Raw genomic sequence first — 18,555 nt, forward strand, 5'->3', positions numbered from 1 at the left:
GGTGACTGCCGTCACTGACCAGGACCACACGGACGAGATGGACCACGCCGACCATGCCGACGACGGCCGCGCCGCGGACGCCAAGGACGAGCGCCCCGAAAACCCCCCTCCCGTAGAGGACGCACAGGAAATCGGTGACCCGGAGGACACCGACGACCACGCGCGCGTGCGGGCCGACGTTTCCAGCCGTACGGAACCCAGGGAGTCCGCGGACCCGGCCGACTCCGAGGAATCGACCGGCTCCTGGGACGACGGGCTCATCGCGCGGCGGGTCAACGAGGCCACCGCCGCGCAGCAGGCCGCCGCCGTGGAGATCAGGGCCTCCCGGCAGGCGGCGCACACCGCGCACCACACCGCCAACGTCCCGGCCCCGTTGGCGTACGACGGGCCGCTGCGGTCCCGTCTCGACGCGCTGCGCGAACTGGTGGGGCTCTCCAGGACCCGGCTCGACAGCGGGACTCTCGCGGAGGCCGGGCGGGTCCTCGACGAGGCCGCCGCGAGGCGCAGGCTCTCCGGGCAGCACACCGTGGTCGCCATCGCGGGCGCCACCGGCAGCGGCAAGTCGCAGCTCTTCAACGCGCTCGCCGGAGTGGCCATTTCGGAGACCGGCGTACGACGGCCGACCACCGCCGCGCCCATCGCGTGCAGCTGGAGCGACGGCGCGGCCACCCTCATCGACCGGCTCGGCATCCCGGGACGACTGCGCAGGCGGCCCCTCCAGAGCGCCGAGATGGAGGCCCAGTTGCGCGGGCTCGTCCTGGTGGACCTGCCCGACCACGACTCGGCGGCCGTCGCGCACCGCGAACAGGTCGACCGGGTGCTGGCCCTCGTCGACGCGGTCATCTGGGTCGTCGACCCGGAGAAGTACGCCGACGCGATCCTCCATGAGCGCTACTTGCGGCCGATGGCGGGCCACGCGGAGGTCATGTTCGTCGTCCTCAACCAGATCGACCGGCTCCCCGGGGAGGCGGCCGACCAGGTCCTCGACGATCTGCGGCGGCTGCTCGACGAGGACGGGATCGCCCTGGGGGAGTACGGCGAACCCGGCGCGACCGTGCTCTCCCTGTCCGCGCTCACCGGTGACGGCATCCCCGAACTGCGGGAGGTTCTGGGCCAGTTCGTGGCGGATCGTGGAGCCGCGGCACGGCGAATTTCAGCCGATGTCGACGCGGCGGCCTGGCGGCTGCGGCCCGTCTACGCCACGGGGCGGCGCACCGGGCTCAGCGAGGAGGCCCGGGACGAGTTCGCCGCGCGGCTCGCGGACTCGGTGGGCGCCACCGCGGCGGGCGAGGCGGCCGAACGCGCCTGGCTGCGCAACGCCAACCGGGCCTGCGGCACACCCTGGCTGCGGCTGTGGCGCTGGTACAACGACCGGCGCGAACCGACCACCGGCCGACTGCCCGTCCGCGCCCAGCCGGACGAGGAGGCCACGGCACGCCAGCGCGTCGAACAGGCGGTCCGTACGGTCGCCGACCGGGCCTCCGGTGGGCTGCCCGCGCCCTGGGCGCAGGCGGTGCGGGAGGCGGCCGTACGCGGGGCGCAAGGGCTGCCCGAGGCGCTGGACGAGCTGGCGGCGCGGGCCGGGCTGCCGGTGGGGCGCCCACCGCGGCCGGGGTGGTGGCCGGCGGCCGTACTGGCGCAGGCGTCCATGACGATCCTCCAAGTCGTCGGCGGACTATGGCTGTTGGGCCAGATCATCGGGTTCATGGCGCCGAACCTGGGAGTGCCGGTGCTGCTGATGGTGGCCGGCATCATCGGCGGCCCGCTCGTCGAGTGGAGCTGCCGGATGGCGGCCCGCGGACCCGCCCGGCGCTACGGCCTCGACGCGGAGCGGCGACTGCGGGAGGCCGCGGCGGGCTGCGGCCGGGCGCGGGTGCTCGATCCGCTGGCCGCCGAGCTGTTGCGGTACCGGGAGGTGCGGGAGCAGTACGCGCGGGTCACGGGGGCCGGGGTCGGGGCCGGGTGAACCTCGGTCCGAACGTCGTTCGCTCGTCCGGGTGATGAGGTTTTCCACAGGTGGGCGGCGGTGCACAGGGCGCAGCGGGCCCGGCTCGGCGGAGGCAGTCTGACTGCAGCCGTACGGGACGGGCCCGTACGCGTTTTCGCCCGGCCTCGCGGGGCCGGGTCAGGGAGGGACACGCGATGAACGAGACGATGGTGTGCGCGGTCGGGAACGTAGCGACCCAGCCGATCTACCGGGACATGGCGACCGGACCGTCGGCGCGGTTCCGGCTCGCGGTGACCTCGCGCTACTGGGACCGAGAGAAGAGTGCGTGGACGGACGGCCACACCAACTTCTTCACGGTGTGGGCCAATCGGCAGCTGGCCACGAACGTGGCGGCGTCGCTGACGGTCGGTGACCCGGTCCTCGTCCAGGGCCGGTTGAAGGTCCGCGAGGAGGCGCGCGAGGGGCAGCCGAACCGCTCCTCGGTGGATCTCGACGCCGTGGCGATCGGCCACGACCTGGCGCGCGGCACCTCTGCCTTCCGGCGGGCCAACAGGCCGGACACGGCGGCCTCTCCGCCCCGGCCCGAGCCCGACTGGCAGACCCCGGCCGGGGATTCCGCCGACGCCACCGAGCAACCGGACCGGCAGCGCCGGGCCGAGCCGGTCGCGGTGACGTGATGTCAGTGAATGCCCCGAGCTGATCGAACTACGGCTTTTCCGCGGCTTATCGATGAATGCGTTCCGAATGGCTCGGTGGATTTGTCGATAAGCCACGCTCGCGGGTGATCTTGGCGATAACGATTCCGATTCGGAACGGTTATCGGATCACCCGACTGGAGAACGTGGTGCGCCCGCGTCCCTAGGATGCCGGACATAGCTCGGGCACAGCTCTCGGCGCTACAGATTCTGCTGGTGGGACCACGCCACGCCCCCCACGCCCATGGGTCCTGCTCGAAGGGGAATTCCGTGTCTTCTGCGTTGTCTGTCTTCTCCGCGCTGTCAGTACGTGGCCGGGGCGCCGTGCGCTTCGTCGCCGCGACCTGGGCGTGCGGACTCGTCGCCGCCGGTGTGCTGGCCGGCGCGGGCCTGGCCGTCGCCGACGAGACACCGCAGACCCAGGGCGGGGCGACGGCCACGATAGGCGGGCTCAAGACGTACGGCGACGCCGTGATCCACGACGCCGGCGGCAGCGATGTGCAGGTCTCCGCGGGCCTGTTCGAGATGTCGGTGGACGGCGGCGGCACCCTGCAGACGTACTGCGTCGATCTCCGGAACCCCACCCAGCGCGACGCCAAGTACCACGAGACCGCGTGGAGCGGCACATCGCTGGGCACCAACAAGAGCGCGGGCAGGATCAGTTGGATCCTGCAGCACTCCTACCCGCAGGTGAACGACCTCGCGGCGCTCTCCGCGAAGGCCGGCACCAAGGGCCTGACCGAGAGCGACGCGGCGGCCGGCACCCAGGTGGCCATCTGGCGCTACTCGGACGGCGCCGACGTCGACGCGGTCGACCCGCAGGCCGAGAAGCTCGCGGACTATCTGCAGAAGAGCGCGCGTGACGTGGCGGAGCCGCAGGCCTCGCTGACCCTCGACCCGCCCGCGGTCTCCGGCCACCCCGGCGAGCGGATCGGCCCGGTCACTGTGCACACCAACGCGAACGGAGTGACGCTGACACCGCCCGCGGACGCCGTCACGACCGGGGTGCGGATCGTCGACAAGGACGGCAAGGCCGTCACGTCAGCGGCGGACGGCGGCCAGGTCTTCTTCGACGTCCCCGAGGACGCGGCGGACGGGTCGGCCGAGCTGACCGTGCAGGCCTCCACCACCGTGCCCGTCGGCCGGGCCTTCACCTCGGAGAACAGGAGCCAGACGCAGATCCTCGCCGGCTCCAGCGAGTCGACGGTCTCCGCGGCCGCCGACGCGGACTGGGCGAAGACGGGGGCCGTACCGGCACTGTCGGCGCGGAAGAACTGCGTCGAGGGCGGCCTGGACATCACCGCGGCCAACGAGGGCGACGCGACGTTCACCTTCGATCTCATGGGGGTCGAGCACGGCATCGACGCCGGGGACTCCCAGACGGTGACGATCCCGCTCCAGGAGGACCAGGCGTACGACTTCACGATCACGGCGCCGCACGGCTACGAGAAGCGGTTCGCCGGGGTCCTCGACTGCCGGACGCAGAGCGACGCGGGCGGCGCCGTGACGCAGACGCTCAGCGAGCCCAGCCCCGCCACGGTGGGCGGCACCGCCGCCGACACCAACCTCGCCGAGACGGGCGGCTCCACCATCACCCCGATGATCACGGTCGTCGCCCTCGGCCTGGTCGGCATCGGCGCCACGGCCCTGATCCTGCTGCGGGACCGCAAGCCCGGGCAGCAGGGCTGAGCGGTACGGCAGACGACCAAGCCCCAGCTCACAGCCCCGTTGTCCATACGCGTTTCCCCCGAGGGGCAGGGGTCAGGCAGTATGGACTACATCTGCCCACTCCAGATTTCAAGCTGCCGGACGGTTTCTCTTGGCTGAGTACATCTACACCATGCGCAAGACGCGCAAGGCGCACGGCGACAAGGTCATCCTTGACGATGTGACGCTGAGCTTCCTGCCCGGCGCGAAGATCGGTGTGGTCGGACCTAACGGTGCCGGTAAGTCCACCGTTCTCAAGATCATGGCGGGGCTTGAGCAGCCCTCCAACGGCGACGCCTTCCTGTCGCCCGGTTACAGCGTCGGCATGCTGCTCCAGGAGCCCCCGCTCGACGAGTCGAAGACGGTCCTGGAGAACGTGCAGGACGGCGCCGCCGAGATCATGGGCAAGCTCAGGCGCTTCAACGAGGTCGCCGAGCTGATGGCGACCGACTACTCCGACGCCCTGCTCGACGAGATGGGCAAGCTCCAGGAGGACCTGGACCACGCCAACGCGTGGGACCTGGACACCCAGCTGGAGCAGGCCATGGACGCCCTGGGCTGCCCGCCCGGCGACTGGCCCGTCACCAACCTCTCCGGTGGTGAGCGCCGCCGCGTCGCGCTCTGCAAGCTGCTGCTCGAAGCCCCCGACCTGCTGCTGCTCGACGAGCCCACCAACCACCTGGACGCCGAGTCCGTCCAGTGGCTGGAGCAGCACCTCGCGAAGTACCCCGGCACCGTCGTAGCCGTCACCCACGACCGGTACTTCCTGGACAACGTCGCCGAGTGGATCCTCGAACTCGACCGCGGCCGCGCCCACCCCTACGAGGGCAACTACTCCACCTACCTCGACAAGAAGGCCTCCCGCCTCAAGGTCGAGGGCCAGAAGGACGCCAAGCGCGCCAAGCGCCTGAAGGAAGAGCTGGACTGGGTGCGGTCCAACGCCAAGGGGCGTCAGGCCAAGTCCAAGGCGCGTCTGTCGCGCTACGAGGAGATGGCCGCCGAGGCGGACAAGATGCGGAAGCTGGACTTCGAGGAGATCCAGATCCCGCCGGGCCCGCGCCTGGGCTCCATCGTCGTCGAGGTCAGCAACCTCTCCAAGGCCTTCGGCGACAAGGTCCTCATCGACGACCTCTCCTTCACGCTCCCGCGCAACGGCATCGTGGGCGTCATTGGCCCGAACGGCGCCGGCAAGACGACCCTCTTCAAGATGATCCAGGGCCTGGAGACCCCGGACTCCGGTTCCATCAAGGTCGGCGAGACCGTCAAGATCTCCTACGTCGACCAGAGCCGCGAGAACATCGACCCCAAGAAGTCGCTGTGGGCCGTCGTCTCGGACGAGCTGGACTACATCAACGTCGGCCAGGTCGAGATGCCCTCCCGCGCCTACGTCTCCGCGTTCGGCTTCAAGGGCCCCGACCAGCAGAAGCCGGCCGGCGTCCTCTCGGGCGGTGAGCGCAACCGCCTCAACCTCGCGCTCACCCTCAAGCAGGGCGGCAACCTGCTCCTCCTCGACGAGCCGACGAACGACCTCGACGTCGAGACCCTGGGTTCGCTGGAGAACGCGCTGCTGGAGTTCCCGGGTGCGGCCGTGGTCGTCTCCCACGACCGGTGGTTCCTGGACCGGGTCGCCACCCACATCCTCGCCTACGAGGGTGACTCCAAGTGGTTCTGGTTCGAGGGCAACTTCGAGTCCTACGAGAAGAACAAGGTCGAGCGGCTCGGCCCGGACGCGGCGCGTCCGCACCGTGCCACCTACAAGAAGCTGACCCGGGGCTGATCTTCTTGCGCCACATCTACCGCTGCCCACTGCGCTGGGCGGACATGGACGCGTACGGCCACGTCAACAACGTGGTCTTCCTCCGCTACCTGGAGGAAGCCCGTATCGACTTCCTGTTCCGCCCGGACAAGGACTTCCAGCAGGGCTCGGTCGTGGCGCGCCACGAGATCGACTACAAACGCCAGCTCGTCCACCGGCACCACCCGGTCGACATCGAGCTGTGGGTCACCGAGATCAGGGCGGCGTCCTTCACCCTCACCTACGAGGTGAAGGACGGCGACCAGGTCTACGTCCGTGCCTCCACGGTCATCGTGCCGTTCGACTTCGAGGCACAACGGCCGCGCCGGATCACCGCCGAGGAACGCGAGTTCCTGGAGGGGTACCGGGACGACGCCGAGGAGGAGGCCGTCGCCGCATGACGGTCCTCCACCTCGCCGACGAAGGGGAGGCGGCGGACCTCGCGGCCTTCCTCTCCCGACTGCTCCACTACGACCGAGCCGCCGCGGTCCGCCTCCAGGCGGCCGGCACGGCCCTCGCCGTCTTCGGGCGTCCGCCGTCCTTCGAGGTGCTCGCCATCCGCGCGGTGCGCCTCGCCAAGCCGTACGAGAACGGCCTCGACGCCGCGCTCGACGTGACCGTCTCCGCCGGTGAACTCCTGGAATCCCTCGACGAGTCGGCGGCCACGGCCCGGGTGCCGGCCGCGGTGACCGGCCCGCCGTGGGCCGGGGTGCTGCCGCCGCGCGGCGGCTGGGCTCCCGAGTCCGGGCTGCCCGGACCGCAGGCGCTGCGCGGGATGATCGCCGCCGGGGTCGCCGAATTCCGGTCCCGTACGCAGGAGTTGGCGCCCGAGGGGCGTACCCGCACCGAACTCGACCGCATAGGGCGGGAGATCTGGTCCCGCACGGTCGGGGAGACCTCGCTGCCGGTGCGTGCGGTGCACGCCGCCCAGTCGCTCGGATTCCTGCGCCCCGGCGGGGAGCCGGGCCTCTTCTCGTCCGGTGCCTGGCTGCGGCTGCGCACGCCGTACGGCTCGATCGCCGTACGCAGGGCGGGAGTCGGCGCACTCGGCGTCAGCGTGCGCTGAGCGCGCCGTCCGACTCCCCGCGCGGCGAAGGGCGTTCAGCCCTCCGCGTTCGGCCTGCCGTGCTCAGCCTGCGGTGCTCGGCCTGCTGTGCTCAGCCCTCTGTGTTCACCATCGAGGCGGCCGCGTACGTCAGGTAGTTCCACAGCGTGTGCTCGTGCTCCTCGGACAGGCCGAGTTCGTCGACGGCGACCCGCATGTGCTTCAGCCAGGCGTCGTGCGCGGCCCTGTCGACCTGGAACGGGGCGTGGCGCATGCGCAGTCGCGGGTGGCCGCGGTTGTCGCTGTACGTCGTGGGACCGCCCCAGTACTGGATCAGGAAGAGGGTCAGGCGCTCCTCGGCCGGGCCCAGGTCCTCCTCCGGATACATGGGCTTCAGCAGCGGGTCCCCGGCGACACCCTCGTAGAAACGGTGAACGAGCCGACGGAAGGTCTCCTCCCCGCCGACCTGCTCGTAGAAGGTCTGCTCCTGAAGCGTGCCGCGCCGAATCTCTTTCACGCTCCCATGGTCTCAGACGCCGTGGCGGAGGACTTCGGACTTAGGACCGCTCGCCTCTCCGGCCGGACCGCAGGACAGTGGAGGTATGGGCGCGCACGCTCTCGGCAGGGAACTGGACGCCGTGGCCGGCCCCGCGCGGGCGGAGCTGGTGCGGCGGATCGGGCTGAGCGGGGTGTGGGACGCGGACCCGGGGTGGCGGGCGGTGTTCGAGGCGGTGCCGCGGCACCTCTTCGTGCCGTACTACTACGTCGGTGTGGCCGGCGGCTACGAGCGGCTGTGGGCCGGCAGTCCCGATCCGCGCGTCCGGGAGCGCTGGCTGCGCGGGGTGTACGCCGACGCCCCGCTGGCCACCCGGCTGCGCGACGGGGAACTGGTGTCGTCCAGCAGCCAGCCCTCGCTGATGGCCAGGATGCTCGTCGAACTGGCGGTGACGGACGGCTGCCGGGTGCTGGAGATCGGAGCGGGCACGGGCTACAACGCGGCGCTGCTGGCCCACCGGCTCGGCGACGGCCTGGTGACCACCGTCGACCTGGAACCGGAGATCACCGAGTCCGCGCGCGCCCATCTCGCCGACGCCGGGTACCGCCCGAGAGTCGTCACCGGCGACGGCGCCCGCGGAGTCCCCGAACACGCGCCCTACGACCGGATCATCGCGACCTGCGCCCTGCCCTCGGTGCCGCCCGCCTGGCTCGCCCGGTGCAGCCCCGGCGCCCGGATCCTGGCCCCGCTCGCCACCGGACTGATCGCGCTCACCGTGCGGGACGCGGAGTACGCCGAGGGCCGCTTCCTGGACACCGCCGCGTACTTCGTGCCCCTGCGCGGCACCGGTCCCGACCCGGCGGACGAGATCCCGCACCGGTCCGCCGACCACGAACTCCTCCGCTTCCTGCTCACCCTCACGCACGGCACCCTCGACCCGCAGGACGCGCACGAGCTGTGGGAGCGCGAGCTGCGGCCCGGGCGCGAGCGCTACGGCGTCACGGTCGAGGGCGGCCGGGTGCGGGCGTGGCTGGACGATCCGGAGGGGCCGTACCGCTGGCCCCTCCGCTGACCGGTCCCGGCCTCAGCCCCTGCGGACCGTGATCGTCGTCCACGCGCCCACGTGCACCCGGTCCCCGTCCTGCAAGGGCACCGGGACGAAGGGTTGGATGGGCTCCTCGCCGCCGTTGACCGTCGTACCGTTCGTCGAGTTCTGGTCGACGACCGCCCAGCTGCCGTCGGGCTGCTGGACCAGTACCGCGTGCTGGTGCGAGACGCCCGGGTCCTCCGGCGGCACCGACAGGTCGATGTCGGGGGACTCGCCGGTGGAGTGCCGGCGGCGGCCGATGGTGATCTGGTTGCCGGTGAGCTGGCGCTGCTGCTCGGGGGAGTACGCGGGCAGGTTGAGACCCGCGGCCTCCGGGCCCGAGCGCTGCATCATCGCCATGAAGTACTCGCGGTCCGGGCCGATCGTCGCCAGCCAGGTCGTCGGCTGCTGGTACGCCGGGCGGGGCGGGGGCGGGGCCTGGGTGGAACCGGGCTGCGGGTAGCCGTAGCCGCCCTGTCCGGGACCGCCGGGACCGCCCGGGGAGCCGGGGGTCGGCGGGGAGATCACCCAGTCGTCGTCACCGCCGCCGAAGGACGGGCCGCCCTGCTGCGGACGGCTCGTCTCCTGCGGGAATCCGGGCGGGGCCGGCGGGGCGGACTGCTGGAAGGCCTGCGGGGCGCCGCTGGTCTGACCCGGGCCCGCGGGGGGTGTGGGTCCGGGCGGCGGGACCGGCCGCGAGGGGTCGGGGCCGAAGTTGGAGGGACCCCGCGGGTTCGAGGGCTCGTTGCCGAACGGCCGCGGCGGACCGGACGGGTCGCCGCCGAAGCCCTGCGCGCCGCCGGGGCCGCCGCCCTGCCGCTCGCCGCCGAACGCACCGGGACGGCCACCGCCGAAGTCGCCCTGACCGGGGCGCTCGTTGCCGAACTGGCCGCCGGGGCCCGGGGGTTGCTCATTGCCGAACGGCCGCCGACCGGACGCCTCGTTGCCGAAGGGAGGGGGAGGAGGCGGGCCTGCGGGGTCACTGCCGAAGGGCCGTGGCGGACCGGACGGGTCGTTGCCGCCGAAGGGCGCGGGACCGCCGCCCTGGCGCTCACCACCGAAGCCGGAGGAGCCGCCCGGGCCACCGCCCTGACGTTCCCCGCCGAAGCCCGACGGACCGCCAGGACCGCCCTGCCGCTCGCCGCCGAAGCCCTGGGAGCCGCCGGGGCCACCCTGCCGCTCATTGCCGAAGCCCTGCGAACCCTGGCCGCCGGGACCACCAGGCCCACCGGGGCCGCCCTGCCGCTCACCGCCGAAGCCCTGCGCGCCCGGGCCACCGGGACTGCCCGGTCCGCCTGGCCGTTCGCCGCCGAAGCCCTGCGCCCCGCCCGGACCGCCGGGCCCACCCTGCTGCCGCTCCCCACCGAAACCACCGGGGCCGTTCGGACTCCCAGGACCACCAGCGCCCCCGGGTCCTCCGGGACCACCCGCACTCCCCGGCCTCCCCGACCGGTTGGTCGGCTCGCTGCCGAAGGGGGGTATCGGCTCGGCCGGACGGTTCATCTGCGAGGGGCGCGAGCCCTGGTACTCGTAGGAGTCACCGCCGTACGTCGGACCGGGCGGCGGCTGCTGGAAGCGGGCCGCCGGGCTCGGGCCGGGGTTCGACGGGCGCGGGGCCGCCGGGGTGTAGGAGGTCGCCGTGTTGGTGAGGAAGTTCCACCGGCACTCCTCGCAGAAGGGCGCACCGCCCTCACGGGGCGTGCGGCACTGCGGGCAGAGCTCGGCCTCGGCACTCGGCCCGTTGCCGGGGCGCGCGGGCGGCGGGAAGCCGTAGCCGCCGCCGGGGGGCGGTGGAGGGGGCGGGGGTACGGCACCGGCCATGCGGTGACCGCAGACCTCGCACCAGTCGTCGGAACCCGACTGGTGTCCGTTCGGGCAGGTCGGCATGTCGGCGCGTCCCCCTTTCTCACAGGGTCGTTCTAGGTCTCACGGGTGGTGCCGGCTAGGTCACTTCTTTACACGAACAGTCTTTGTGGACCGTGTCTCGAGAGTCATCTCGTCGGCCTCCGCGACCTTCGCCTTCAGTCGCACAGTACCTGCCGCGGCGTCGACCACGTCCACCACCTTCGCAAGCAGTTTCGCAGTATCCGCGTTTCCGGAGACGCTGGCGAGCTGAACCGCCCGCCCCAGTTTGGCCGTTGCTCCGTCGACATCTCCCGATTTGCGGAGATCGAGCCCTTGTTGGATGACTTCCGCCAGTTCGGCCTGGCCGGTGTAGTGCGCGACCTGCGGATTGATGGAGGTGGACGCCACCATGTCGTCGGTCCACACGGCCTTCACCAGCCCCTGGGCGCCCAGGTTCTGGAAACTTCCGTCGGGCTGCGGAACCACCAGCGAGACCCGGGCGGCGAGCATCTCCTGGCCGATGCCGGCCTCGGGGACCTCGACGCAGACGTGGTAGTCACGGGACTCGTCTCCCCAGGAACCGGTGGGGTAGTCCCCGGCGCGCGGGCCCGCCTCGGTGCGGCGGTCGGTCAACTCCTCGACCCTGGGCGCGACCTGCTTGACGAACTTGATGGCCGTGCCCACCGGCGTCCACAGCCGCAGCGCGACGTCCGCGACCTCCTTGCCCATCGCCGTCTCCATCATCTTCGTGAAGTCGGCGGCGAGGTTCGCCGGGTCGGCGACGATGTCGGCCGTGCCGAGCAGAGCGGAGGCGATCCCTGTGACTTCTTTCACTTCCCAGTCGGTGCCGACACCGCGGGCGTCACAGGTGAAGCGTCCGGCGCAGGAGTCGAGGGCGGCCTTCAGGTCCTCCGGCGCCTCGTGCTCGTTGCGGCCGTCGGTGAGCAGGATGCCGTGGCGTATGGAGACGTCCGCCGAGGACAGCAGCCGGTCGGCGAGGCGCAGCCAGGTACCGATCGCGGTGCCGCCGCCCGCGCTCAGCTTGCGCAGCGCCTGCTTGGCCTGGTCGCGGGTCCTGGAGTCGGCGACCGCGAGCGCGCCGCCGCCCGGGTACACCTCCTTGGCGATGTGGGTGCCTCCGATCACCGCGAAGTGCACCCCGTCGCGCAGGGTGTCGATCGCGGCGGCGGTGGCGTCCCGGGCGTTGCGCATCTTGGTCGGCGGGTAGTCCATCGACCCCGAACAGTCGACCATGATCGCGACGGCCGCGTCCGGGCCCTGACCGGGCGCGTACAGATGGGGCGCGGCGACCGCGCTCCCCACGGTGCCGCCGCCGGTCGAGGTCACGGTGACGATCGCGTTGACCTCACGGCCGCCCTCGGGCAGGTACTCGTTCTGGTACACGTCCACCGAGAACTGCGGCACGTTCGACTTCGAGAAATTGGCCATGCCTACTCTGATCCCCCTCAAGTGCCCCACCTGGATGGGGCGATGACTATGAGCGGACCGGTCCCCTCCGGTCCGAGACCGTCCCCGTTTGTGCGGCCTCAGCCGATTACTGCCCCTTGCGGCGGGGCCGGGAACGGCACGACGGCCACTGTTACGTTGTCGTGGCCCCCGCCGTCCAGCGCGTGACCGACCAGGACCTGGGCGCTGTGCAGCGGGCGGACCATGGCATCGGGGGGCACGACCTCGGCCATCTCCTCGGCCGACTCCGCGTAGTTCCACAGGCCGTCCGTGCACACCACCACTACACCCGGCCGGTCCGGCTTGAAGGAAGCCGTGTGCGGCTCCAGTTCGTACGCGTCCGCGCCGAGCCAGCCGGTGATCGCGTGGGCGCGCTCGTCGGCGTAGGCCTCCGCCTCGCTCATCAGGCCCGCGGCGACCATCTGCGCCGCCCACGAGTCGTCCTCGGTGAGCCGGGCCGGCGGTGAACTGCGGTCCACCGGGATCCAGTAGGCGCGGCTGTCGCCGACCCAGCCGACCACGAGCAGCGCCGGGGTGACGACGGAGGCGACCAGGGTGCAGGCCGGCGCGTTCTGGTGCGGGGCGTGCTCGCGGGCCGTCGCGGGCTCCTCGGCAAGGGAGTTGACGGCGTGCGAGGCCGCGATGATCGCCTCGTGCATCGCCTGCTGCGGATGCGTGCCCTGCGGCAGCGCGGCCAGCAGCGACTCGCCGGCCTTCTGCGAGGCGGCCAGCGAGGCCGCGTCGGGCCGGGTCGCCGAGGACACCCCGTCGCACACGACCGCGACCAGCGCGGGCGCCCCGTCGGGCAGCGCGCACTGTCCTACGGCGAAGGCGTCCTCGTTGCGATGGTGGCGCAGCCCGCGGTCGCTGACCGCCGCGAGCGGGCCCGACTCCTGTTCCATGTGGTCGCGTTCGCGGGGCTGGGCGTGCCCGCAGTTCTCGCAGTAGCCGTCCGGATCGACCCGGCCCGACCGGCAGGCCACGCACACCTTGGTGCCCTCGGCCGGGGTCGGCAGATCGGCGGCGACCCGCGGGTCCGGCGCCTGGAGCGGGTACTCGTCGGGCTCCGGCGGTCGGTCGAACCGTACGCCCGTGGCCGGGGAGACCGGTGAACCGGTCGGCGGCAGCGGGGAGTTGGACGGCAGCGGGGTGCCGCCCGAGTCGGTGCCGGGCAGATCGGTGGGCAGATGGACCGTCGGCGCGGTCTCGGAGCCCTCCGGCGGGGGGATCACGGGCCAGTTCACGTCCGTGGCCTCCTCGGGCGGGAGCGCACCCGCGCCGTTCATGGTGAGCGTCGGGTGGTCGTCCGGCGGCGCGGGCACGGCCGACAGGTCGTACCCGCACGCACCGCAGAAGCGGTCACCCGATTCGAGCGGCTCCTCGCAGCTCGGGCAGGCGGACAGCTGGGGCATCTGGGACATCAACTACACCCACGTCCGGGGGCGGTAACGGTTGGCACGTTCCACCAGGTCGATCCTCTCCTCGCCGCCCCGTGCCAGCCGGGCCAGCGTGCGGTACGAACGCTCCAGGCCGAAGCGGAGTCCCCGCTCGTCCAGCTCGTTGCCGAGCAGTTCCCGCCGCGTCGGCGGCACGGAACCCTGGCCTCCGGAGAGTATCCAGTCGAGGGCGCAGCCGAGGACCTCGGCCGACAACTGCTCGCGCCGCACCGCGTCCAGACCGTATCCCTCCAGCGCTTCCACCTGTCCGGCGGACGCGGTCAGATCGTCCAGGAACGGCGTGTCGCCCGCCGTCGCGGTCCGCCGCCGAAGCCGCGCCCGTACGGCCGCCACCCGCGCCGCCGTGTAGTGGATCGAGGCCTCCGAGACCGACTCCAGCGTCCGTACGGACCCCGCGCGGTCGCCGGTCGCGAGCTGGACGCGGGCCAGGCCGAAGGCCGCGCTCACATAGCTCGGGTCGGTCGACCACACCAGCCGGTAGTACTCGGCCGCGTTGTCCAGCTGGCCCAGCACCTCGGCGCACAGCCCGAGGGCCAGCTTCGGCGAGGGCTCGCCCGGGAAGGCGTCGTAGATCGCGTCGAAGGACAGCGCGGCGGCCTCGTAGTCACGGGTCGCGAGGGCTGCCACGCCCCGGTACCAGACCACCCGCCAGTCGTCGGGCCGCTCGTCCTCCAGCTTCGCCAGGGCGTCCAGCGCGGTGTACGAGTCGCCGTTCTCCAGCCAGGCCCGGATCTGCCGCAGCCGGGTCTCCACGGACGGCGAGGGCGCGGACGCGAGGGCGCCGAGCAGCTCGGTCGCGGCGGTCGTCATCAGCCCCGCCAGGAAGCCCGCGTTGGGGTCGGTCGGGTCGACGTGCGGCACGGGCAGGGCGAGCGCCACGGCGGGGGAGTCGACCTGCTTGACGATGTCCGGGGTGGCACCCGCCGACCCATGGGCCGCCCCGTTGGCGGCGGCGGTGCCGACGGGATGCGGCACGGCGACGGGCAGCGCGGCGTCGACGCGCGTGGCCGCCTTCTTCCGGGGCCGCACCACCCGCGCCCCCAGGAGCGAGACGTCCTCGTCCAGCTGCGGGAACAACTCCGTGTCCGTGACCTTGAGTTCGGGGCCGAACAGGGTGGACAGCGCCGGGCGGGCGCGGCCGGTCTGCAGCGAGACGACCTCCCGCAGCACCCCCGTCAGCTGCTCGGCCATCTCCTGTGCGGAGGCGAACCGGCGGGCCGGGTCCGGGTCGGTGGCGCGCACCAGGAGCCGGTAGAACGACTCGTAGCGGCGGAAGACCTCGATGTTGTCCGGGTCGGGCAGCGAGTCCACGAAGACGTTCGTGTAGCCCTGGAAGTCGAAGGTGAGGACGGCGAGGGTGCGGCCGACGGTGTAGATGTCGGACGCCACCGAGGGGCCGATCTCCGCGACCTCCGGCGCCTGGTATCCCACCGTGCCGTAGATGGCCGACTCCTCGTCGTCCATTCTGCGCACCGCGCCCATGTCGATCAGCTTGAGCTGGTCCTCGGTCTGGATCGCGTTGTCGACCTTGAAGTCGCAGTACAGCAGGTTGCGGCTGTGCAGGTGGCCGAGCGCCTCAAGGGCCTCGATGCCGTAGGCGCAGGCCTGCTCCACCGGCAGCGGATCGCGCTTCCCGGTCGCCGTACGGCGGTCGTTGGCGATCTCCTTCAGGGACTTGCCGCCTACGTACTCCATGACGATGTACCCGTCGAGCGAACCCGTCCGCTGGTCCAGGTGCTCCACGAAGTTGTAGATCCGCACGATGTTGGAGTGCTCGATCTCGGCGAGGAAGCGCCGCTCGGAGATCGCGGCGGCCATCGCGTCCTCGTCGCCGGTGTCGAGGAGCCCCTTGAGCACCACCCAGCGGTCGGAGACCGCGCGGTCCACGGCGAGATAGACCCAGCCCAGACCGCCGTGCGCCAGACAGCCCACGACCTCGTACTGGCCGTGCACGACGTCACCGCCGGTCAGCTTGGGCGTGAACGAGTACGGGTTGCCGCACTTGGTGCAGAAGCCCTCCGTGCGCCCCGGGCTGTCGCCGCGCGCCCGCCCCACCGGCGCACCGCAGTCCGAGCGCGAGCAGAACCGCTTGCGCTCGGGCACCTCCGGGTTCTCCAGGACCATCGCGCGTGGGTCGGGCCGCGGCACGTCCGGCACCTGCACCAGACCGACCCCGAGCCGGCCGCGCGTCGAGGACGCCGACGACGAACCGGAGCTGCGCACCGACACCGAGCGGCCGGAGGAGCTGCCCGACACCGAGCGCGAGAGTCGGCCCGACACCGAGCGCCGCGATTTGGACGACTGCGAGGACGTACGCGAACTGCGGCCGCTGCTACGGGAACTGCTGCCCGAACCCCGCGAGCCCTTGCCGCCGCCGGTCATCCCGGTGGGCGGCGAACCGAGCGCGCCGTTGGCCGACACCACCGGCGCGAGACCGCACGTGTCGCAGTACAGCTCGCCGCCGCCCACGTCCTCGTACGACCCCTCGCAGCCGGGCCGCTGACACTTCCGCTGTGCCTCACTCATGACCGACCCCGCTTCTCCCTCGTCACTCACGCGCCCGGCCCCCTCAAGTCCTCGGGACCGCCCTGCGGCGGGGTCCGGGAAGCGCTCAACTGCTCGGCGGCGGCGTGCTGGTAGCGCAGCACCGCCTGTTCCGCGACGCGCAGGTCGCAGGGCGCGCTCCACAGCATGCGGCGCGCCGCGTCGTACCGCTCGATGAGGAACGGGTCCTCCGCGAGGCCGTGCCGGGCGACCTTCGCCTTGTACGCGTCGAGCCGGCCGCGCAGCTCCGCGCGGACCGCCAGCGGCTGGGTGACCGCCGTCAACGACTCGCGGGCGCGCAGCAGTTCGTCCTCCGCCTTCTGCTCCAGGGACTCCAGGAGCGGCGACAGCCGGTGCCACTGGGCGTGTCTGCGGTACTCCGCGGCCGTCGACAGCTGCTCCTGCAGCACCGTCGGCGGTCCGCTGACGACCGGCACCTCCGTGGCCGCGATCTTCGCCAGGACCTCACCGCGCGCGGTGCGCGCCTCGGCGAGCGTGCGGTCCGCGCGGGAGAGCACGTCCCGCAGCTTCACCAGCCGCGCCTCGGCGTCCTGCCGGACGGTCAGCACCGCGTCGATCTCCCGGCGCACCTCCTCCAGCGCGCGCGCCTCCCGGTCGTAGACCGTGGTGTCGGGCCGGCCGCCGCCGGGTGCCGAACTGCCCTGCGCCCGCACCCAGAAGGCCAGCGGGTCGGAGATGACCCGCTCGCGCAGTTCGGTCAGCGTGGTGGTGATGCGCTCCAGGTCGTCGCCCGCCGGGTGCTCGCCCGGGCGGACGCCGACCGAGTGGGCCAGCTGCCGGGTGCGCTGCAACTCCGCGGCCAGTAAATCGATCCGGGCGGGCAGCGCCGACCACACCGCGTCGGCCGTGACGACCAGGTCGAGAGAGGTCGCGTACAGCTCGTTCATCTCGTCGACCAGCGCGCTCAGCGAGAACTGGTGGCTGAGTTTGCTCGAACCGCCCGTCAGCGTCGCGGCGTTGGCCGTCGCCGTGGTGGATCCGGCGACCGTGACGGACTCGCCGCGCAGCAGCTCGGTCAGCTCGACCAGGTCCTCACGGCTGGACCAGCGGCGCCGGGAACGGATGCTCTGGGCGGCGTGGAACGCGTCCGTGTACGCGTCGAAGTACGCCCACAGCAGCGTGATCGACGCCTCGGTGGCCGCCCAGCGCTCCTTGGTGGTGCCGGTGAGCTCGGCGCCTTCGAGTAGTCTGCGGCCCGCGTGGTCCTGCAGGGCGAGGAGCGAGGTCTCGATGGCCTCGTGCTCCGCGCCGAGCCGCGCCAGCGCACGGTCCACCTCGTCCCGGTCCATTACCGGCCCGGGGGGTCCCGTGACGCCCATCGATCACCTCTCGCTGCGTTGTGTTCCGTCGGTGGTCCGTGTCTGTTCGGTTCGGTGGTTGACGGTCCGTCACTTGTAGTGCGGTACGGGCGGGTTGGCCGACGTCGAGTCCGGGGGCAGGGTGGGCCGCAGCCACTTCGCGTACGACGCCCGCCAGCCGTTGGGGTCGGTGCGGTAGGTCTCCAGTATTCGGTTGACCCGGCGTACCAGATCGGTGGCTTTCAGGTTCATCGCCACGCCGTAGTACTCGGTGGTGAAGGGGCTGCCCTTCAGCTCCACCGTCGGGTCCTGCGCGGCCTGGCTGGCGGCGAGCGCGCCGTCGGTCACCACCGCGTCCGCCTCGCCGAGTTGGAGCTTCACCAGGCAGTCCAGCTGGTTGGGGACGGGGTCCATGATCTTGACGCCGGCGGGGATCTTGTGGCCCTTGTCCGCGTTCAGATGCTTGTTCGCCGTGGAGGTCGCCGCCGAGCACACCCGCTTGTTCGCGAGGGTGTCGTTGTAGCCCGTGATCGACGACACCTTCGGGGCCAGGACCTGCTGGCCGGTGACGAAGTACGGGGCGGAGAAGGCGACCAGCGCGGCGCGGTCGCAGGTGATCGTCATGGTGCGGACGACCATGTCGACGCGCTTCTTCTGGACGGCCGGGATGCGCTGGTCGGTCGGGATGGCCAGGAGCCGGACCTTGTTCGGGGTGTAGGAGCTGCCGAAGATGTCCTTGGCGATGGCGTGGGCGAGATCGATGTCGAAGCCCTCCAGGTCACCGGAGCCGTTGGGGTTGAGGTAGCCCCAGCGGTAGCTGTTCTGGTCGACGCCCACGAGCAGATAGCCGCGGTCCTTGATGGCCTTGACCGTGGTGCCCTCGGCGTCCGACGGGGGCGGGCTCTGGTCCTGGACGGTGCTGTCGTCGCACTTGGGGGCCCTGGCCTGGACGCCCTGGGTCATGTGCTGTCCGCCGGCGTCCGCGCCGGCCTCGCCGCGCGACTGGGTGAGCGGCAGCAGCAGGACGAACGCGACCGCGAGGACGCAGACGACCGCCATCGCACCCACCCCGCCCCAGCCCCTCAGGCTGATCCGCAGGCGTCGTACAGCCCTCAGGCGGCGAAGAAAGTCACTGCGTGCTCGCATGGTC

General features: G+C 72.0%; 14 protein-coding genes. 7 read left to right on the top strand and 7 right to left on the bottom strand.

Annotated elements, in window-relative coordinates:
- Position 1 precedes the first annotated feature (1 nt).
- From ACWDEW_RS34905 to ACWDEW_RS34930, 6 genes are all read left to right on the top strand, one after another.
- Positions 2 to 1,966: a GTPase gene (locus tag ACWDEW_RS34905; RefSeq protein ID WP_450518279.1), complete on the top strand. Its 1,965-nt coding sequence runs from the start codon at positions 2 to 4 to the stop codon at positions 1,964 to 1,966.
- A gap of 176 nt (positions 1,967 to 2,142) precedes the next feature.
- Positions 2,143 to 2,625: a single-stranded DNA-binding protein gene (locus ACWDEW_RS34910; RefSeq protein WP_450518280.1), complete on the top strand. Its 483-nt coding sequence runs from the start codon at positions 2,143 to 2,145 to the stop codon at positions 2,623 to 2,625.
- A gap of 288 nt (positions 2,626 to 2,913) precedes the next feature.
- Complete coding sequence (locus ACWDEW_RS34915) at positions 2,914 to 4,332, top strand: Cys-Gln thioester bond-forming surface protein (protein WP_450518282.1); 1,419 nt, start codon at positions 2,914 to 2,916, stop codon at positions 4,330 to 4,332.
- Positions 4,333 to 4,462: 130 nt separating this feature from the next.
- Positions 4,463 to 6,127 carry an energy-dependent translational throttle protein EttA gene (gene ettA, locus ACWDEW_RS34920; protein ID WP_450518284.1) on the top strand — a complete coding sequence of 555 codons (1,665 nt, stop codon included), beginning with the start codon at positions 4,463 to 4,465 and terminating at the stop codon, positions 6,125 to 6,127.
- A 5-nt stretch (positions 6,128 to 6,132) separates the two neighbouring features.
- Complete coding sequence (locus ACWDEW_RS34925; protein WP_450518286.1) at positions 6,133 to 6,546, top strand: acyl-CoA thioesterase; 414 nt, start codon at positions 6,133 to 6,135, stop codon at positions 6,544 to 6,546.
- The gene (locus ACWDEW_RS34930; protein WP_450518288.1) at positions 6,543 to 7,211 is read left to right on the top strand and encodes a hypothetical protein; all 669 of its coding nucleotides are present in this window, start codon (positions 6,543 to 6,545) and stop codon (positions 7,209 to 7,211) included. Before ACWDEW_RS34925 ends, ACWDEW_RS34930 begins: the two co-directional genes overlap by 4 nt.
- A 91-nt stretch (positions 7,212 to 7,302) precedes the next feature.
- Here ACWDEW_RS34930 and ACWDEW_RS34935 read toward each other — a convergent pair whose 3' ends face one another.
- On the bottom strand, positions 7,303 to 7,707 hold the full coding sequence (locus ACWDEW_RS34935) for a globin (protein ID WP_093626885.1): 405 nt from the start codon (positions 7,705 to 7,707) through the stop codon (positions 7,303 to 7,305).
- Between the two features lie 85 nt (positions 7,708 to 7,792).
- Between ACWDEW_RS34935 and ACWDEW_RS34940 the strand changes: the two genes are divergently transcribed.
- Positions 7,793 to 8,758 carry a methyltransferase domain-containing protein gene (locus ACWDEW_RS34940; RefSeq protein ID WP_450518290.1) on the top strand — a complete coding sequence of 322 codons (966 nt, stop codon included), beginning with the start codon at positions 7,793 to 7,795 and terminating at the stop codon, positions 8,756 to 8,758.
- Between the two features lie 12 nt (positions 8,759 to 8,770).
- Here ACWDEW_RS34940 and ACWDEW_RS34945 read toward each other — a convergent pair whose 3' ends face one another.
- The 6 genes from ACWDEW_RS34945 to ACWDEW_RS34970 form a co-directional block, all read right to left on the bottom strand.
- Positions 8,771 to 10,660, bottom strand: a complete 1,890-nt coding sequence (locus ACWDEW_RS34945; RefSeq protein WP_450518292.1) for an FHA domain-containing protein — start codon at positions 10,658 to 10,660, stop codon at positions 8,771 to 8,773.
- Between the two features lie 60 nt (positions 10,661 to 10,720).
- On the bottom strand, positions 10,721 to 12,067 hold the full coding sequence (locus ACWDEW_RS34950; protein WP_450518294.1) for a vWA domain-containing protein: 1,347 nt from the start codon (positions 12,065 to 12,067) through the stop codon (positions 10,721 to 10,723).
- Positions 12,068 to 12,165: 98 nt separating this feature from the next.
- Positions 12,166 to 13,509, bottom strand: a complete 1,344-nt coding sequence (locus ACWDEW_RS34955) for a PP2C family serine/threonine-protein phosphatase (protein ID WP_450518296.1) — start codon at positions 13,507 to 13,509, stop codon at positions 12,166 to 12,168.
- The gene (locus tag ACWDEW_RS34960) at positions 13,510 to 16,068 is read right to left on the bottom strand and encodes a tetratricopeptide repeat protein (RefSeq protein WP_450518297.1); all 2,559 of its coding nucleotides are present in this window, start codon (positions 16,066 to 16,068) and stop codon (positions 13,510 to 13,512) included.
- A 26-nt stretch (positions 16,069 to 16,094) separates the two neighbouring features.
- A complete protein-coding gene (locus tag ACWDEW_RS34965) occupies positions 16,095 to 17,426 on the bottom strand; it encodes a hypothetical protein (RefSeq protein WP_450518299.1) in 1,332 nt (443 codons plus the stop codon).
- 69 nt (positions 17,427 to 17,495) lie between these two features.
- Positions 17,496 to 18,551, bottom strand: coding sequence for a glutamate ABC transporter substrate-binding protein (locus ACWDEW_RS34970; protein WP_450518301.1), 1,056 nt, complete (start codon positions 18,549 to 18,551; stop codon positions 17,496 to 17,498).
- Positions 18,552 to 18,555 lie beyond the last annotated feature (4 nt).

The sequence above is a fragment of the Streptomyces sp. NPDC001100 genome (assembly GCF_053598575.1).